This window comes from Kaistia defluvii (assembly GCF_040548815.1).
GTDB lineage: Bacteria > Pseudomonadota > Alphaproteobacteria > Rhizobiales > Kaistiaceae > Kaistia > Kaistia defluvii_A.
Genome location: NZ_JBEPSM010000004.1, coordinates 338233 through 355721, shown reverse-complemented (window position 1 = coordinate 355721; position 17489 = coordinate 338233). Strand labels below are relative to the sequence as shown.

Annotated in this window: 17 protein-coding genes; 11 read left to right on the top strand and 6 right to left on the bottom strand. The window is 65.5% G+C overall.

Features of this window, described 5'->3' with window-relative positions; translation table 11 throughout:
- The first annotated feature begins 27 nt into the window (after nucleotides 1-27).
- Nucleotides 28-1359, top strand: coding sequence for a mandelate racemase/muconate lactonizing enzyme family protein (locus ABIE08_RS21800; RefSeq protein WP_354554021.1), 1332 nt, complete (start codon nucleotides 28-30; stop codon nucleotides 1357-1359).
- A 50-nt stretch (nucleotides 1360-1409) separates the two neighbouring features.
- Here ABIE08_RS21800 and ABIE08_RS21795 read toward each other — a convergent pair whose 3' ends face one another.
- Nucleotides 1410-1592 carry a hypothetical protein gene (locus ABIE08_RS21795; protein ID WP_354554019.1) on the bottom strand — a complete coding sequence of 61 codons (183 nt, stop codon included), beginning with the start codon at nucleotides 1590-1592 and terminating at the stop codon, nucleotides 1410-1412.
- A 342-nt stretch (nucleotides 1593-1934) separates the two neighbouring features.
- On the opposite strand from ABIE08_RS21795, the gene ABIE08_RS21790 reads away from it, so the two are divergent.
- From ABIE08_RS21790 to ABIE08_RS21745, 10 genes are all read left to right on the top strand, one after another.
- On the top strand, nucleotides 1935-3488 hold the full coding sequence (locus tag ABIE08_RS21790; RefSeq protein ID WP_354554017.1) for a sugar ABC transporter ATP-binding protein: 1554 nt from the start codon (nucleotides 1935-1937) through the stop codon (nucleotides 3486-3488).
- Nucleotides 3485-4492 carry an ABC transporter permease gene (locus tag ABIE08_RS21785; protein WP_354554015.1) on the top strand — a complete coding sequence of 336 codons (1008 nt, stop codon included), beginning with the start codon at nucleotides 3485-3487 and terminating at the stop codon, nucleotides 4490-4492. Before ABIE08_RS21790 ends, ABIE08_RS21785 begins: the two co-directional genes overlap by 4 nt.
- Nucleotides 4489-5502 carry an ABC transporter permease gene (locus ABIE08_RS21780; RefSeq protein WP_354554013.1) on the top strand — a complete coding sequence of 338 codons (1014 nt, stop codon included), beginning with the start codon at nucleotides 4489-4491 and terminating at the stop codon, nucleotides 5500-5502. Before ABIE08_RS21785 ends, ABIE08_RS21780 begins: the two co-directional genes overlap by 4 nt.
- A 100-nt stretch (nucleotides 5503-5602) precedes the next feature.
- Entirely contained in the window at nucleotides 5603-6823 is a 1221-nt protein-coding gene (locus ABIE08_RS21775) for a sugar ABC transporter substrate-binding protein (protein ID WP_354554011.1), read from the top strand.
- 59 nt (nucleotides 6824-6882) lie between these two features.
- Nucleotides 6883-8172 carry a histidinol dehydrogenase gene (hisD, locus tag ABIE08_RS21770; RefSeq protein ID WP_354554009.1) on the top strand — a complete coding sequence of 430 codons (1290 nt, stop codon included), beginning with the start codon at nucleotides 6883-6885 and terminating at the stop codon, nucleotides 8170-8172.
- 26 nt (nucleotides 8173-8198) lie between these two features.
- Nucleotides 8199-9242 (top strand): LacI family DNA-binding transcriptional regulator, encoded by a 1044-nt coding sequence (locus ABIE08_RS21765; RefSeq protein WP_354554007.1) that lies wholly within the window; start codon nucleotides 8199-8201, stop codon nucleotides 9240-9242.
- Nucleotides 9232-9804: a hypothetical protein gene (locus ABIE08_RS21760; protein ID WP_354554006.1), complete on the top strand. Its 573-nt coding sequence runs from the start codon at nucleotides 9232-9234 to the stop codon at nucleotides 9802-9804. The genes ABIE08_RS21765 and ABIE08_RS21760 overlap by 11 nt, the downstream gene beginning before the upstream one ends.
- Nucleotides 9805-9817: 13 nt before the next feature.
- Nucleotides 9818-10708 (top strand): N-acyl homoserine lactonase family protein, encoded by an 891-nt coding sequence (locus tag ABIE08_RS21755; RefSeq protein ID WP_354554004.1) that lies wholly within the window; start codon nucleotides 9818-9820, stop codon nucleotides 10706-10708.
- A complete protein-coding gene (locus ABIE08_RS21750) occupies nucleotides 10708-11646 on the top strand; it encodes a 3-hydroxyacyl-CoA dehydrogenase (RefSeq protein ID WP_354554003.1) in 939 nt (312 codons plus the stop codon). The genes ABIE08_RS21755 and ABIE08_RS21750 overlap by 1 nt, the downstream gene beginning before the upstream one ends.
- 1 nt (nucleotide 11647) lies before the next feature.
- Nucleotides 11648-12418: an SDR family NAD(P)-dependent oxidoreductase gene (locus ABIE08_RS21745; RefSeq protein ID WP_354554001.1), complete on the top strand. Its 771-nt coding sequence runs from the start codon at nucleotides 11648-11650 to the stop codon at nucleotides 12416-12418.
- Here the strand turns inward: ABIE08_RS21745 and ABIE08_RS21740 are convergent.
- Genes ABIE08_RS21740 through ABIE08_RS21720 form a run of 5 tightly spaced genes read right to left on the bottom strand, consistent with a single transcriptional unit; the run spans nucleotide 12410 to nucleotide 17327 of the window.
- Nucleotides 12410-13210, bottom strand: a complete 801-nt coding sequence (locus tag ABIE08_RS21740; protein ID WP_354553999.1) for a hydroxypyruvate isomerase family protein — start codon at nucleotides 13208-13210, stop codon at nucleotides 12410-12412. The genes ABIE08_RS21745 and ABIE08_RS21740 overlap by 9 nt on opposite strands.
- 22 nt (nucleotides 13211-13232) lie before the next feature.
- Entirely contained in the window at nucleotides 13233-14276 is a 1044-nt protein-coding gene (locus ABIE08_RS21735; RefSeq protein ID WP_354553998.1) for a zinc-dependent alcohol dehydrogenase, read from the bottom strand.
- 4 nt (nucleotides 14277-14280) lie between these two features.
- Nucleotides 14281-15108, bottom strand: coding sequence for a carbohydrate ABC transporter permease (locus ABIE08_RS21730; RefSeq protein WP_354553997.1), 828 nt, complete (start codon nucleotides 15106-15108; stop codon nucleotides 14281-14283).
- Nucleotides 15108-16034, bottom strand: coding sequence for a carbohydrate ABC transporter permease (locus tag ABIE08_RS21725; protein ID WP_354553995.1), 927 nt, complete (start codon nucleotides 16032-16034; stop codon nucleotides 15108-15110). The genes ABIE08_RS21730 and ABIE08_RS21725 overlap by 1 nt, the downstream gene beginning before the upstream one ends.
- Nucleotides 16035-16055: 21 nt before the next feature.
- The gene (locus tag ABIE08_RS21720) at nucleotides 16056-17327 is read right to left on the bottom strand and encodes an ABC transporter substrate-binding protein (RefSeq protein ID WP_354553994.1); all 1272 of its coding nucleotides are present in this window, start codon (nucleotides 17325-17327) and stop codon (nucleotides 16056-16058) included.
- Nucleotides 17328-17489 lie beyond the last annotated feature (162 nt).

Here is a 17489-nt window from a genome sequence, read left to right as displayed (position 1 = left end):
ATCCGTTCACGAAGCAAAGGTAAGGACATGTCCCTGCAACAGACCGCCAAGGAAATCGGCCGAGTCGAAGACGCGGTGAACCGCTTCTCGAGCCCGTCCGAGCTGCGGATCACCGATATGCGGCTCGCTGTCGTCGCTTCCAACTACGACTATCCGATCCTGAGGATCGACACCAACCAGGGCGTCTACGGCCTTGGCGAGGTGCGGGATGCCGGTCACGCCGAGAACGCGCTCCAGTTCAAGAGCATGTTGATCGGGCAGAACCCCTGCAATGTCGACATGATCTTCAATGCCATGAAGCGCTACGGCAATTGGGGCCGCGAGGGCGGGGGCGTCTCCGGTATCGAGATTGCGCTTCTGGATCTCGTCGGCAAGGTCTATGGCGTACCGTGCTACCAGCTCCTTGGCGGCAAGTATCGCGATCGCGTTCGCCTCTATGGCGATACGCCGACGCCCGACAATCCGACGCCCGAGGATTTCGTCGAGGCCGTGCTGGGCCGTCGTGCCAAGGGCCTCAACTTCATCAAGTTCGACCTGCGGCCGAGCCTGTTCGAGGGCGCGGGCGGCGTACTGGTCGGCCATGACGCGAAATATGACTATGCCTATGAGCCGGGACAGTGGTTCAAGGCGCCGGGCGGCAATCGGGGCGCCAAGCTGACCCAGCGCAGCATCGACGTCGCCGTCGAGGTGGTCTCGGCGGTTCGGGCCGCGGTCGGCTCGGACACGCAGCTCTGCGTCGACCACTTTGGCGAAGGCTACCTGACCGCCGACGAAGTGATCCGGCTTGGCCGGGCGCTCGAGCCGTTCGATCTCGCCTGGATGGAGGATCCGGTCCCGTTCTTCGACACGCCCGGCCACAAGAAGGTTGCCGACGCGTTGCTGACGCCGATCGCGGCGGGCGAGAACCTTTATCTGCGCGAAGGATTCCGCGAGGCGATCCGCACCCGCGCCTATGACATCCTGCACCCCGACCTGCTTTCCTCCGGTGGCATGCTGGAGACGAAGCGGATCGCGGATGACGGCGAGCAGGAAGGCCTGCCGACGGCCTTGCATTGCGCCGGTTCGCCGATCGGCTTCATGGCCAACATCCACTGCGCCGCAGCCATTTCAAGCTTCGTCGCCTGCGAGCATCACGGTCTCGATCTGCCGTTCTGGCACGGCCTCGTGACCGGCATCGATCCCGACTATATGTCCGACGGCTATGTGAAGGTGCCGGAGAAGCCGGGCCTGGGCATCGACATCAATCTCGAGGCGATCCGCGAGAACCTGCGCACCGAGGACACGCTGTTCCTGCCGACGGACGCCTGGAACACGCCGAAGCTCGGCTTCTGGCGCCCCGACGACCGCTGGCCGGAATAGTCTCTGGTCCGAGGCGCACCACTTAGCTCCTATCCCCGGGAACGTGTCTTTCAGGCGTTCCCGGGAGTGCCGACTTCAGGGCTAGGCCGAACGAGCACTGCTTTGGCGTTAAGCGTGCGAATGACGTCTCCACCGAGCTGCTGCTTGTTCTTCATATCGCCCTTCGAATTGGACAGATCCATGCCGATCTTCGTTGCGATCGGCTTCAGCAGCGCTTTGATCGCCTCTGGCATAGCTCGCCATGACAATAGATCTGGATCATGCCCCAGGATGAGCCGCCGTCGCGTCAAAGCAGACGCCAGCGGGCGAGGTCGCTCGATAGGCTCTGCATGGCTGACCTATTGCGCGATGTACGCATAGGTGTGCCCCCGTTATTAAAAATGGTGAGCATATCGCGCAAATATTTCAAACTCTGTGAGCCCGTTTCGCCCGGTGTAGGCACGGAATTCGGGCTGCTAAGGACCGCGCGAGTTGAATCCGCCGTCGAGGCTGTTGACAGCAGGTTCTGACTGAATCAGTATGAGAACGTTCTCAGAGAACGTTCTCACTGACGATATGGACCTTGGGAGGGGCGCATGGTCAGAGACGGGCAAGCTGCGCTCGCGGTCCGCGCTGTTTCCAAATCCTATGGCGCCACCGTCGCGCTCGAAGGCGTCGACCTCGTTTTGCAGCCGGGCGAAGTGCATGCGCTGCTTGGCGAAAACGGCGCCGGCAAATCCACGCTCGTGAAGATCCTGAGCGGCGTCGTGCGCCCCGATGACGGTGCGATGACGCTGGCCGGCAGCGCCTTCCAGCCGCGCACCATTCTCGATTCCAGGAGCCACGGCGTCGCCACGGCGTTTCAGGAACTGAGCCTGCTGCCGAACCTGACGGTGGCCGAAAACCTGATGATGCCGCGCATGCCGCGGGGCAGGACCGGCCTCGCTTCCGCCTCGGCGGCCCGCCTAGCAGCATCCGAGATCCTCCGGCGCTACGATCTCGCGCGCATCGACGCGGATGAGACGGTCTCCGCGCTTTCGCTCGCCGATCGTCAGCGGCTCGAGATTGTCCGCGCCATGGAACACGCGACCAAGGTTCTGGTGCTAGATGAGCCGACGGCCGCCCTTTCCGAGGTCGAATGGCTGTTTGGGCTGGTTCGGCAAATCACCGCCCGCGGCGTGGCCGTCCTCTACATTTCGCACCGCCTTGCCGAGGTGCGCGCCCTTTGCAGCCGCGCGACCGTCCTGCGCAATGGCCGAAGCATCGCGACGGTGGATCTCGCCGGTGCTTCCGACGCCGACATTTTCGAGATGATGGTCGGCCGCGCCGTTCGCAACGACAAGACGCCGCGTCCCTTGCGCGATACCGCCGCGCCGGCGTCCGTTGCCGTCGCCGGGCTTGCGGGTGGGCAATTGAAGGATGTCAGCTTCACGCTTCGACAGGGCGAAGTGCTGGCGGTCGCGGCGCTGGAAGGGCAGGGGCAGCGCGACCTGTTCCGCATCCTCGCCGGTCTTGCCAGGCCTGCGGCCGGAAGCATCCACATTGATGGCAAGCCGACGGTGCTGCGAAATCCGCAGGGCGCGCTGAAGGCCGGCCGCGGCATCGCCTATGTTCCGGAAGAGCGAAAGACCGAGGGTATCCTGTCCAGTCTCACGGCGGCCGGAAACATCACCCTGCCGGTGGCCGGCCGTATATCGCGTGGCGGCCTCGTCTGGAGCGGGCTCGAGGCCAAGGCGGCCACTTCGGTCGCCGAGAGCGTCGATCTCGCGGCCCGCTACCTGTCGTTTCCGATCGCCGATCTTTCCGGCGGCAACCAGCAGAAGGCGCTGCTGGCGAGGACCCTGCTGACCGGCGCGCAGACGCTGCTGCTGTTTGATCCGACCCGCGGCGTCGACGTCGGCACGAAGCAGTCGATCTACGCCGCCATCCGCCGCTTCGCCGATGCCGGCGGTTCGGTGCTGTTCTATTCCTCCGAACTGCCCGAGGTCACCGATCTCGCCGATCGCTGCATGGTCCTCTATGGCGGCCGGATTTTAGCGGAGTTCCACGGCGAGGAGCTTGAGGAGCAGCGCCTGGTCGGGGCGCTGGTGGGTCATGCCACCGTGCCGAAGGGTGCGCCGCGCATGGCGGGTTTGGAGACGGGTTCATGAGTGCCAGCGCGGTGCAGCCGCTCGAGCGGAATGGCGGCGGACGCAAGTCTAGCTGGGTCAGGGCGCTCACCAGCGGGGCGGCCATCGTCACGCTGCTCTATGTCGTCCTCTACGCCCTTTACGCCATGTGGGAGCCGCGGGCGCTTTCGTCCTACACCTTCACCAATCTGATCAACAATGCCGCGCCGCTGGCGATCGCCGCCGCCGGCGAGACGCTGGTGGTTCTGAGCCGCGGCTTCGACCTCTCGGTCGCCGGTGTAGTGTCCCTGACCAATGTGTTCATGGCCGTCTGGCCGATGGAGGGACCCGGCGGGGCTTTGATCAGCCTGCTTGGCTGCTGCGCCATCGGCGCGGTCGTGGGGACGGTCAATGGCTGGCTGGTCGCGGTGCTGCGCCTGCAGACCATCGCGGCGACGCTCGGAACGATGATCGTCTGCCAGGGGCTGGCCCTGGTGATCCTCGACGCGCCCGGCGGCATGGTTGCCGACTGGGTTTCCTACGAACTGACGGGAACGCTGTTCGGTGTCGTGCCGATCGCCGGGCTGATCATCGCTGCGGTCGCGCTGCTCTGGCTCGTCTTCCTGCGCACCAATACCGGCATCGGCATCTATGCCGTCGGCGCGGACGAGCAGGCGGCCATGCTGTCCGGCGTGTCGGTGACGCGCGTTCGCTTCGCCGCCTTCGTCGGCGCGGGCATGCTCTATGGCGTCGCCGGCTTTATGCTGAGCGCGCAGACCGCGACCGGCAATCCGAACGCCGGCGCGCCCTTCCTGATGCTGGTCTTCGCGGCCGTGGCTCTGGGCGGCACCTCGCTCTCCGGCGGCCGCGGCGGGCTGATCGGCTCGATCGTCGGCGCCGGATGCCTGATGCTGTTGCAGAAGGTGCTGTTCTCCGGCGGCGTCTCGTCCTTCTACACCGGCATCTTCCAGGGCTTCGTCCTGATCCTCGCCATCCTGTTCGGCCGCTTCATGCCGCGCCTGTTCAACGCCGGAGCGAAGAAATGAGCGTATCGGAACCCAAGGGTGCCGCCTTCCAGGCTTCGGCGGATTTGCGTCGCGGCGGCGGCATGTCCAGAGAGACCACCAACGCCATCATCGTGTTCGGACTGAGCATCCTGCTCATCCTCGGCTCGCGCTTCGTCAGCCCCGCGCTCGGTTCCTGGAGCCAGGTGCTGACCGTGCTGATGCTTGCCTCGTTCCTGATCGTGCTCTCGTTCGGACAGGGGCTCGTGATCCTGGTCGGCGGCCTCGATCTCTCCATTCCCGCCGTGATTACGCTCGGCGGCGTGCTCGCCACCGGCTGGGCGGGCGGAGGCGGGGAGTGGTACGTGCTGCCGGCGATCCTGGCGATCTGCGGCCTCGTCGGCGCCTTCAACGGCTTCGGCGTCACCGTGCTCAAGATCCCGCCCTTCATCATGACGATGGCGACCTCGATCATCCTGGCTTCCGCCGCGCTCGGCTATACCAGCGGCACGCCGCGGGGCGCCTCGCCGGCCGCGATGACCGCGCTGATGAAGACGACCTGGATCGGCATTCCGGTCGTGGTCTATTTCGTCGTCCTGTTCGTGCTGGCCGGCTGGCTGCTGCAGAGCCGGACCGTATTTGGCCGCAAGCTCTACGCCATCGGCGCCAACGATCAGGCGGCGCGGGTGGCCGGCGTCGCCATCGGTCCCGTGACGACCCAGGCCTATGTCGTCAGCGCCATCTGCGCCGGTTTCGTCGGCATGATGCTGGTCGGCTATGCCAATGGCGCGACGCTCCGAATGGGCGACAATTATCTGCTCCCCAGCATCGCGGCCGTGGTGATCGGCGGCTCTTCGATCCTCGGCGGGCGCGGCAGTTTCATCGGCACGGTCGGCGGCGCTGTTCTGCTGACGACGCTGGGCACGGTGATCGCGGCGATCGGCCTGGAGCAAGGCTGGCGAACCGTGATCGAGGGCGGGATCATCGTCGCCGCCCTGTTCTTCATGCGCGAGGAGTTCTTCGCAAGGCTGCGACGGCCGAAGCGAAACTGACGGGAGGAGTCCGCTCCGGCCGATGCGAGAGGCTTGCCTGTTTGTGAGAACGTTCTCACCGCATCGTCGGGCGTTCCAGGGAAGGAAGAGGAGAGGAAACATGATGAATTGGAAGCGTATCAGCAGGGCCACCATGCTCTGCACGACGGCAGCGGTGGCGCTGGCCGGTCTCGTCGGCTCGGCCCATGCCGAAGACAAGAAATTCAAGATCTATCTGAGCCTCAGCTATAGCGGCAATGCGTGGCAGTCCGAGGCGGCGAACATCGTCAAGGCGCTGGCCGCCACGCCGCCCTATGACAAGCAGGTCGAACTGATCGAGGTCATCTCGGGCACCGATCCGCAGGCCCAGATCTCCGCCTATGAGAGCATGATCGAGGCCGGCGCCGATGGCATCGTCACCTTCCCGATCTCCTCGACGGCGCTCAATCGCGTCATCAAGCGCGGTTGCGAGCAGGGCGTGAAGTTCTTCACCTATGACGCAACGGTCACGGAACCCTGCGCCTACAATGTCAGCTACATCACGGCAGGGTTCGGCGAGAATTCCGCCCAGGCTCTGGTCAACGAGCTCGGCGGCAAGGGCAAGATCTTCCTGAGCCGCGGCGTGCCGGGCAACTCGGTCGACAAGCGTCACACTGACGGCGCGATGCACATCTTCAAGCAGTATCCGGGCATCGAGATCGCGGCCGAATATTATTCCTACTGGGACGACCGCACGACCCAGCAGGAGACGGCCAAGGCGCTCGCGGCCCATCCCGATGTCGATGGTATCTGGGCCCAGGCCGGCGAGTATGGCGCGATCCAGGCGCTGCAGGATGCCGGCACCAAGCTCGTGCCGATGACCGGCGAGAATTCGAACGGCCTGCGCCTGGCGCTCGCCAATCCGGACATGCAGGCCAAGGGCCTGAAGGGCGTCTCGGCCGGTTCGCCGCCGGCGCAGTCGGGCTATGCCTTCAAGCTGCTGATGGAAATCCTCACCGGCAAGCGCACGCTCGAGGCGACCAACATCGAGTACCCGCTGCCGTGGGTGCCGGCCGCTTCGGTCAAGCTCTGCGAAGGCGAGACGTTCGAGAACGGCTGCAACGCCTTCCCGGATGGCAAGGTGCCGTCTTCCTTCGTGACGGAAGTGTTCAACCCGGAACTGCTGCCCGAATTGTCCCTGCTCTCGGCGCTCGAAGGCAAGCCGACCCCGGGTGCCACGATCCAGCCGCTGCCGGCCGAGATCGTCAAGGCGCCGAACGAGCCCGGCATCAACTGCCAGAACTGCGAGCCGCCGGCGGATCTCTACAAGCTGACCAAGATCCAGCCGACCGTGAGCCCCTGAAGCAAACCGGTGGACGGCTTCGGCCGTCCACCATCCCTTTGACGAGACGAGGAACGAGAATGGCCAAGTATCTGAAGCGCGGTCAGGATCAGAGCACGGTCGCGGACAATGACGCGAAGGTCCGCGCGACGGTGGAAGGCATCCTGGCCGATATCGGCAAGCGCGGCGACGCGGCTGTCCGCGAGCTTTCGGAGCGCTTCGACTCCTGGTCGCCGGAGACCTTCCGGTTGAGCGACGCCGATATCGAGGCGGCGCTGTCCAAGGTCTCGAAGCAGGATCTCGACGACATTCGCTTCGCCCAGGCGCAAGTCCGAAACTTTGCCGAGAAGCAGCGCGCCTGCATTCTCGATCTGGAGGTCGAGACGCTTCCCGGCGTCGTGCTCGGCCACAAGAACATTCCGGTCAATGCCGTCGGCTGCTACGTGCCGGGCGGCCAATATCCGATGGTCGCCTCTGCGCATATGAGCGTGGTGACGGCCAAGGTGGCGGGCGTGAAGCGCATCGTCGCCTGCGCGCCGCCGTTCAAGGGTGGGCCGCATCCGGCGATCGTCGCGGCAATGCACCTCGCCGGCGCCGACGAAATCTATGTGCTCGGCGGCGTCCAGGCCGTGGGCGCCATGGCGCTCGGCACCGAGACGATCGCCCCGGTCGACATGATCGTCGGCCCTGGCAACGCCTTCGTCGCCGAAGCCAAGCGCCAGCTCTATGGCCGCATCGGCATCGATCTGTTCGCCGGCCCCACGGAAACGCTGGTGATCGCCGACGACAGCGTCGATGGCGAGATCTGTGCCACCGACCTGCTCGGCCAGGCCGAGCACGGCAAGAATTCGCCGGCGGTTCTCCTGACCAATTCGGAGAAACTCGCCCGCGATACGATGGCCGAGATCGAGCGCCAGCTGCAGACGCTGCCGACGGCGGCGCTGGCCGGCCAGTCCTGGGCCGACTATGGCGAGGTCATCGTCTGCGACAGCTACGAGGAGATGGTGGCGGAAGCCGATCGGATCGCCTCGGAGCATGTCCAGGTCATGACCCGCGATCCCGACTACTTCCTGGCCAACATGACCAATTTCGGCGCGCTGTTCCTGGGCTCGCGCACCAATGTCGCCTTTGGCGACAAGGTGATCGGAACCAATCACACCCTGCCGACCAAGAAAGCCGCTCGTTATACCGGCGGGCTTTGGGTGGGCAAGTTCCTCAAGACCTGTACCTATCAGAAGGTCCTGACGGACGAGGCCAGCGCGCTGGTCGGTGAAGTTTGTTCGCGCCTCTGCATGCTGGAAGGATTCCACGGTCACGCCGAACAGGCGAACATCCGCGTCCGTCGATTCGGGGGGCGTAACGCCGCCTGATCACCATGGACCGCGGAGGATTGATCATGGCCGACAAGGCGAGTGGACGGGAGCGCAAACCGCGCATCACCGTCAAGGATCTGGCGCGCGACCTCAACATGTCCGTGTCGACCGTCTCGCGGGCCTTTCATCCGCACGCGGTCATCGCGCAGCAGACGCGCGACGCCGTGCTGAAGCGGGCGCAGGAGATCGGCTACCGGCCGAACCCCTTCGCCCGCAGCCTGATCACCAAGAAGACGCGCATCGTCGGACTGGTGGTTTCGGACATCACCAATCCCTTCTATCCGGAGGTCGTCACCCGGATGACCGAGGACCTGCGCGCCTATGGCATGAACGTCATGCTGGTGGCGGCGCAGGCCCCGAAGGAGATCGATGACGCGGTCCGCCTGCTGCTCACCTATCAGCCGGATCTCGCCATCATCCTCGCCTCGCGCCTCTCGCCGGAGGTTCGCGACGAATGCGAGGCACAGGGTACGCCGGTCGTGTTCTTCAACCGCCTGTCGGAGGACGATCACTGCTTCGGCGTCAGCTGCGACAACCGCGTCGGCGGCGCCATGGTCGCCGACTTTCTGATTGATCGCGGCCATGAACGTCTAGCCTATATCGCGGCAAGGCCGGACGCCTCGACCAATGTCGAACGTCGCGCCGGATTCGTTCAGCGCGCCATCGAGCGCGGCCTGGAAGAACCGGTCTGCGTCGAAGCCGGGCTCTTCTCCTATGAAGCGGGCTATGGCGCGGCGGCCGCTTATGGAGCGCTGCCCGTCCGGCCGGACGGTGTCTTCTGCGCCAACGACATTCTCGCCATCGGCTTCATGGACGGCGTGCGCCGCGAACTGGGCCTCGCCATCCCAGAGGACCTTTCGGTCGTGGGCTTTGACGATGTCGCCATGGCCGCCTGGCCGTCGCACGGGCTGACGACGGTGCGCCAGCCCGTCGAGGCCATGCTGAAGAGCACGGTCGATATTGCCCGCAAGGTTTCCGCCCATGCCGCGACCGAGCCGTTCGTCCAGCGCATCGCGCCGACGGTGCTGGTCGAGCGCCAGTCCACGAGGGATCGCCATGCAGACTGACAAGGCCGGCCGGGCGCTGTTCGAACGCGCCGTGACGCTGCACCGGGAGGATTGCTCCGCCCTGGCCGAGCCCGCGCGTTTCACGGCCAGCGCCATCGCGGCGCCGTCCGACGAGGCGCTGGCCGATCAGGTCGTCGCCTACCGCATCGAGGCGGGCAAGGCGTATGAGGCATTTCGCCGGCTTATCGGCCAACTGGCCGGGCTGCTGATCCTGGTTCAGGCCAGCGGCCGGCGTGAAGTGCTGGACCTGCCGGATCTGCCGATCGCCGACGAACGCTGGCAGAAGGCCGGCGAAACGCTGGCGGCGCTGGATGCGCCGGGCGGCCTTGCCGCCCACAAGGCAAAGCTAGACGCGACCTTCGCGCATATCGGCGCCGGTCTCCGGCATTTCCGCCGCTTCGGCGAGATCGGCGGCGGCGAGACGGCGCTCGCCATCGCCTCGAATGAGATCAACGCGGCCTACCAAGCCCTGAGGAGCGCCTCCGACATGGAGGCGGGGCTTAGCATGGTCGATTTCAGCCAGGCCTGCTGTTCATGCATGGTCCAACCAACACTGCGCTAGGGAGGAAGATTTCATGGGCGATTATTCGATCTGGGTGCTCGAATACAGCTATGTCACCAACTATCACAAAAGCGGCGTTCTCTATGGCGCCCACAATCAGGGCTATGTGAAGCTTCCCTATTGCTATGCCCTGATCAAGGGCAATGGCCATACCGCCATGATCGACGTCGGCTATAACGACAAGGACTATGGCAAGGTGCTGGGAGACCGCTTCGGCGTCGAGAACTGGCGCTCGCCGCGCACCGTGCTCGGTGGCGTCGGCGTGACTCCGGAGGACGTGGATACCGTCTTCGTGACGCACGCCCATTTCGACCATTTCGGCAATGTCGAGGACTTCCCGAACGCCACCTTCTACATCCAGGAGCGCGAGATCGCGAAATGGGCCTGGGCGATGGCGCTGCCCGACCGGATGCGCTGGATGATGACCGCCGTCGATCCCGGCGACATCGTGCGCGGCCTCGATCTCGCCCGCCAGCGCCGCCTCGTCACCGTCGATGGCGCCCGGGCCAACGTGCTGCCGGGCGTCGACCTGCACGCCGCCTTCGACAGCCACACCTTCGGCTCGCAGTGGATCACCGTCCGCAATGACGGCGAGGAGAATTCGTCCGACACCTGGGTGCTCGCCGGCGACCTCGTCTATGTCTTCGACAACATCGAGGGACCGGGCGGCGCCGTCGACGTCAGCGATCCGATCTACGTGCCCGTCGGTCTCGCCACCGGCAGCCAGACCAATCTGGTCTTGGCGACAGAGGAGATGATGAAGCAGGTCGGTTACGAATCCCGCCGCGTTATCCCGATCCACGAGGAGCGCCTGCGTGATCGCTTCCCGTCGCGGATCACCGAAGACGGCCTGCGCATCACCGAGATCTGCCTCGCCGATGGCGAAACGTCGAAGGTAAGCTGATGCAGCCGATCCGCAACGTCGCCATTGTCGGCGCCGGCCTCGTCGGCTCGGGCTGGGCGATCGTCTTCGCCCGGTCCGGCGCGACGGTGCGCGTCTATGATGCCGAGGCGTCGATCCGCGCCTCGGTGCTGGACCGCATCCGCGACAGCCTCGCCGACATGCGCGAGGTCGGGCTGGTCGACGATGTCGACGCCATCGCCGGCCGCATCACCGTGGCCGACACTCTGGGGGACGCGGTATCGGACGCCGACTACATCCAGGAATCCGTGTTCGAGCGCGTCGACGTCAAGACGGCGATTTCGCTGGCGATTGACGCCGCGATGCGCCCGGACGCGATAGTCGGCAGTTCGTCCTCCGGCATCCCAGCCTCGGCCTTCACCGAAGGCTGCGTCCATCGCAGCCGCTTCCTCGTCAGCCATCCGGTCAATCCACCGCATCTGGTGCCGGTGGTCGAACTGGTGCCGGCGCCCTGGACCGATCCGGCGATCGTACCGTTCCTGCGCACCGAAATGGCGCGTTTCGGCCAGGTGCCGGTGGTCGTCAATCGCGAGATCGCCGGCTTCATCCTGAACCGGCTGCAGGGCGCCCTCCTGAACGAGGCCTGGGCGCTGTTCGAGGAAGGCTATGCCAGCGCCGCCGACATCGACGCCACCGTCGCGCATGGCCTCGGCCTGCGCTGGTCGTTCATGGGGCCGTTCGAGACGATCGATCTGAACGCACCGGGCGGCGTCGCCGATTATGCCCAGCGTCTTGGGCCTCTCTACCATTCGGTGGCGCAGGACCGCACGGAGCCGAAACCTTGGTCGGAGGGGCTGGTCGGCAAGGTTGCCGCCGAACGGCGCGAGGCATTGCCGGGCGAAAGTCTCGCAGATCGCCGCGCCTGGCGGGATGGCAGGCTGATGCGCCTGGTGGCACACAAGCAGGCGCAGAAGGATTGACATGAGCAGTCGGCCATCGATCGGCGCGCAGGCGCTTCAGGGCAAGGTCGCTCTCGTCACCGGCGGCGCGGGCGGCATCGGCGCGGCGATCGTCCAGGCGCTGGCCGCTTCCGGCGCGACCGTCCTTGTCGGCTACAACACGTCTGCCACGTCGGCCGAGGCGCTGGTGGCCTCGCTGCCGGGTGTGGGGCATCGCGCCATGCCGGCGCCGGTGACGGACACCCAGGCTATCGACCAACTGGCCGAGGATGTCGGGAGGCTCTTCGGCCGGCTCGACATCCTGGTGAACTGCGCCGGCACCACCCGCTTCGTCGCGCATGGCGATCTTGACGGGCTGGACGACGAACTGATCGACCGGGTGCTGGCGGTCAATGTTCGCGGCCCGATCGCGATGGTCCGCGCGTTCCGCCCATTGCTGGCGCAATCCGGCGACGGGCTGGTGGTGAACATCTCGTCCATCGCGGCCGTCACGGCGATGGGCAGCAACATCGCCTATTGCGCCTCCAAGGCGGCGGTCGACAACCTGACGAAGTCGCTGGCGCGCGCGCTGGCACCCCAAATCCGGGTCGTTTCGGTCTCGCCCGGGCTCGTCGACACCGAGTTCGTCAAGGGGTTAGACCCGGAATGGCGCGACCGGCAGGCGGCGCAAACGCCGCTTGCCCGTCTCTCCGCCCCGGAAGAGGTGGCGAACGCCGTGCTGGCGGTCGCAAGCCTCCTGACCTTCACGACGGGTTCGGTGATCCCGGTCGATGGCGGAAGGCCGCTAAGCTGACGATGAGCCCACAACCGCCTCGCGCCATCCATTGGCTCCGGCGAGCACGGCAGCGAGGCTTTCGACCGTGTCGCGCGTCGGCTTGTATTCGAGACCTACCAGGCCTTTGTAGCCATTCGCCTCCAGCCAGGCGACACGCGCTTGCCAGTCGAGATCGCCGGTGCCGGGTTCGTGGCGGCCCGGGGCGTCGGCGAGATGGGCATGCGCGACGCGGTCGACGCGGCCGGCCAGAACCTCGCTGATGTCCTCACCCATGACCGCCGAATGGTAGATGTCGTAGAGGATCTTGATCTCGGGTCTTCCGACCTCGTCGATGATATCGAGGCCTTCCTTGGTCGAAGGCAGGAAATAGCCGACATGGTCGACAAGCGTGTTCAGCGGCTCGACGGCGAGTACGATGCCGGTTCCGGCCAGGATATCGGCAGCCTTGGTGAGCGCATCGACAAGCGCCTGGCGTTGTTCGGCGCGGCTGCGGCCGGGAAGGTCCGCACCCGCCTGAACGATCAGCACCTTGGCGCCCAGGCGCTTGGCGACGCCGATCGAGCCGGGCAGGCCGGCGAGGAATACCTCATGCTGGGCCGGATCGGTCAGCGGCACCATCGGCTCCGCGCAGAAACCGGCGACCGGCAGGCCGGTTTCCTTCAAGGCCGCTTCGATGGCGTCGATGTCCTTGTTGCCGAAGAGCCAGAACTCCACGGCGGACAGGCCGGCCTCTTTGGCGAGGCGGATCCGGTCGGCGAAATCGGGCGCTTCGGCGGCGAAGAGCCATTCAAGACAGGCGGAATATTGCATGACGAAGTCTGGTCCTTCGGGATCAGGAACGATAATCGATGAGAACTTGCATGACCTCGGGCGAGCCCTGGTCCAGCAACTGGTAGCCGCGCGCGGCGTCCTGCAGGGGGACCCGATGCGTGACGAAGCCTTTCAGATCCTTCGAGTATACATCGAGGAATTCGCGTGCGATCTGCGCCCGGCGCGGCACCGACCAGAGCGGGCCGAGGAACGGATTGACCGACCCGACCTGCGACGAGACGATGCGCGGCCGGTTGTGGTGGAACTCGCCGGAAAGGCTCAGGCTCTCGAACGTGCCGCCATACCAGGACATGGCGACGACGAGGCCGTTGAAGCCGACCGTACGGATCGCCTCGTTGAGGGCAGGGGCGGCGCCCGATACTTCGATGACCGCGTCGGCGCCGCGGCCTTCGGTCAGCTCGCGCACCCGTTGCGCCACCTTGTCCTCGCCTGGCCGCAACACATGATCGGCACCGCCCTTTAGAGCGAGATCGCGCCGCAAATCGATGCCGTCGACGCCGATGATCGTGCGGGCGCCGCCTCGCTTCAGAAGGCGGGTAACGATCTGGCCGATGACGCCGAGGCCGGAGACGACGACGTCGGCGCCCAGCGGCAGATTGGCGTCGAGCACGCCGTTATAGGCCGTGTTGAGGTTGGAAAAGAAGACGCCGAGTTCCGCGTCGTCGAGATCACCGAGCGGGATCACCGCCTTGGCGCTCAGCACGGCGTGACGACCATGCGGGGCATAGGCATAGACGAGGTCGCCGAGCTTGACGCCCGTGGCCGCCGAACCCAGTTCGACGATCCTGCCGACCATGGCGTAGCCGTAGCGCGCCGGCCAGTTCCAGTCGGCACCGCCGTCGAGGAACAGCCGCGTCGCCGGGTCCATGTGCTGGCGCCACTGCGGCGCCAGTCCGCGAAAGACGTTCAGTTCCGTCCCGGCGCTGATGCCGGACACAAGTGCCTCGATGACGACATCCTCTGGACCGGCCGCCCGCAGCGGCTCGTCCTCGATCGTCAAGCTGCGGGGGCCGTTGAAATAGAGCGAACGCGTCATGGCGCCCATGGCATTACCCTTTCACGCCGCCGGCCAGAAGGCCGCCGACCAGTTGCTTGCGGAAGATCAGGAAGAGCAGGATGGCCGGCAGGGCGATGATGGTGCCGCCGGCCATGACCTGGCCCCAGGAGAAGGAATAGGGATCGAACAGCCCCTGCAGGGCGAGCGGCAGCGTCTTGACGTCGGCCTTCGAGATCAGCGCCAGCGCCATCAGATATTCGCCCCAGGAGAGGACGAAGGCGAAGGTGCCGACCGCGATGATGGCGGGCCGGATCAGCGGGATGACGATGCGCGTCAGCGCGCCGACCCGCGAGCAGCCGTCGATCATCGCCGCTTCCTCCAGTTCCTTCGGGATGGCGTCGATGTAGCCCTTGAGCATCCAGACCGCGATCGGCATGCCGAGCGCCAGATGGGTGAAGATCAGCGCCGTCAGCGTGTTGGTTAGCCCGAGCTGGCGCACGATGACGACCAGCGGCACCAGCACGGCGAGGCTCGGCAGCATCTGCGTGCCGAGGATCAGCAAGCCGAAGAAAGTGCGGCCGTGGAAGCGGAAACGGCTGAGCGCATAGGCCGCCGGCAGCGCCAGCGCCGTGGTGATGATCGCGACGACGATGCCGACGATCAGGCTGTTCTTGAGCGCGATCAGGAATGGCTTTTTGGCGAGGATCGCCTCGTAATGGACGAAGGTGAGCCGCTGCGGCCAAAGCCCGCCGCCGGTGATATCGGTCTCCGGCCGGACGGAGGCAACGAACACCCACAGGATGGGAACCAGCAGCAGGAACAGGACGACGAGCGTGACCGCATCGAGGCCGGCTTCGCGGAGCGGTGAAGTGCGGCGCATCAGTCGATCCTCCGGGCGCGAAGCGCGAACATCGAGGCGATGAACAGCAGGACGAGCATGACGATGCTGATCGCGGCGGCGTAGGCGGGCCGCAGATCGAGGAAGACCGCCTTGTACATGGCGATGCCGACGAGCGTGGTCGCATCCTGGGGGCCGCCCTTGGTCATGATCCAAGGCAGGTCGAACGAGTAGAAGGCGAGGATGCCGAGCACGAGGCCAACGGTGACAACGGTGTTCTGGATCGACGGCACGGTGACGTGCCAGAAGCGCGACCAGGCGCCGGCCCCGTCCACTTCAGCCGCCTCGTAGAGTTCGTCCGGGATGGACTTCAGCGCGGCCAGAAGTGCGATCACCAGGAAGGGCGTGCCCTTCCAGCCGGAGATGAAGATGATCGTCGCGAAGGCGAGGACGGGATCGTTGAGAACGGAGCTGTCGCCGGCGATGCCGATCAGGTGCAGGAAGGAGTGGATCGGGCCGACATCGCTGTCGAGCAGGAAGCGCCAGCCGAAGCCGAGCACGATGAAAGGCGTCACCCAGGGGAGCAGGATCAGCGCCGAGGCGGTGCGGGCGATGCCGGTTTCGCGGTTCAGGAGAAGCGCGATCGGCATGGCGAGCAGAAGTTCGACGAAGACGGTGCCGAGCGTCCAGATCCAGGTCCGTCCGAAGGATGCCCAGAGCTGGGTGTCCTGTAGCAACGCACGGTAGTTGACCAGACCGCCCCATTTGGGAAGAGGCTGCCGCAGCATGTACCAGTCCTGCAGCGACAGCCAGAAAGCGTAGCAGAGCGGAACGATGGCAATGGCAAAGGCCACGAAGACGGCCGGACCGATCATGCCATAGGGCAGCCAGCGATCCGGCAGGAGGGAGCGGCCAGGAGGGCGAGACGCCGCCCTGGCCACGGTCACGGATTCCTGGCGTGCTGCCATGGCCATGCTCTGTTCGAAGCCCTAGCGAGCCAAGACTTCGTTGATGGTGGTGCAGAGCTGCGCCGTCGCCTGGTCGGTCGTCTGCTGGCCGAGAGCAACGGCCTGCACCGCCTTCTGGATCGTGTCGACCTCAAGCTGTCCCATCTGCGGGATCGCCTCGCTCGGATACTGATAGGCGCGGGCGTCCTGCAACTGCTCGACGAACAGCGGATAGGGGAATGCCGTCCACGGCTCGCCCTTCGCCAGCGAGACGCTGCCGGGAATGAACCCGCCTTCGGTCGCGAGCGTCTTCAGTGCGTCGCCATGAGTCGCGTAGAGGATCCACTTGGCAGCGGCTTCCTTGTTCTCGGACGCATCCCAGAGCACCAGCGGCCAGCCACCGAGGAAGCCGGAGCGGTTCTCCGGGCCTGCCGGCACCTTGGCGATCGCGACCTGGCCGAGGAAGGCGGCCTTGTCGTTCTGCAAGTCCTTGTAGAGGCCGGCATCCGAGAGGATCATGGCGAACTTGCCATCGCGGAAGCCCTTGCGGAACGTGTCGCCGCTCATGCTTGGCGCGTCGGGATGGGTCGCCTTGTTCTTGTAGACGCTGACATAGGTATCGAGCGCCGACTTGAACTCCGGCGTGTCGAAGCCGCACTTGCCGTCTTCGCCGATCATGCGCGCGCCATAGCCCAGATAAGCGCTCATGAAGTTCTGCACGGTGAAATAGTCGAGGCTCATGGAGAGAGCCGCGCCATAGGTGCCGTCCTTGGTCAGCTTGGTCGCGTCGGCCGCGAAATCCGCCCAAGTCTGCGGCGGCTTCTCCGGGTCGAGGCCGGCATCCTTGAACAGGTCCTTGCGGTAGTAGAGCGCGCGCGTCTCGACATTGACCGGAGACGCCCACCACTTGCCGGCGAGGTTGTAGTAGCCCTTGTCGCCAGGCCAGACGTCGGCGGCGACGTTGGTGCCATGCTCCTTGTCATAGGCGGCAAAATATTCGTCGAGCGGGGCGAGGGCGCCGGCCGACTGGAACTGGGCGACGACGTTGTTGCCGAGCATGGAGACATCCGGCAGGCCGCCGGCCGAGAGCGCGCTGACGAGGCGCTGCTGCTGCTCGGACCAGGGCACGATCTCCATGTTGATCTTGATGTCGGGGTTGGCCTTCTCGAACGAGGCGATGGCGCCGTTCCAGGCGGCGATATCGGCGTCGCGGGTCGAGAACTGCCAGAAGTTGACGGTCGTTTCCGCCAAGGCGGGGGCCGTGAAGAAGCCGGCTGCGATGGTGGTCGCGGCCAATAGTGCGGTGATGCGCATGGTAACCCTCCCGAGTCATGGCTCTGCCGCGGGTGATGCGGCGGCCGGCGTTTCCTCAAAAGACTCTCTTTTAGCGATCCCGTCTTGCGCGGGATTGCCGGCACGCGTTTGACGCTCTGCCGCATGTGTTATCGATGACACATTGCCCAATCGATAGCATTG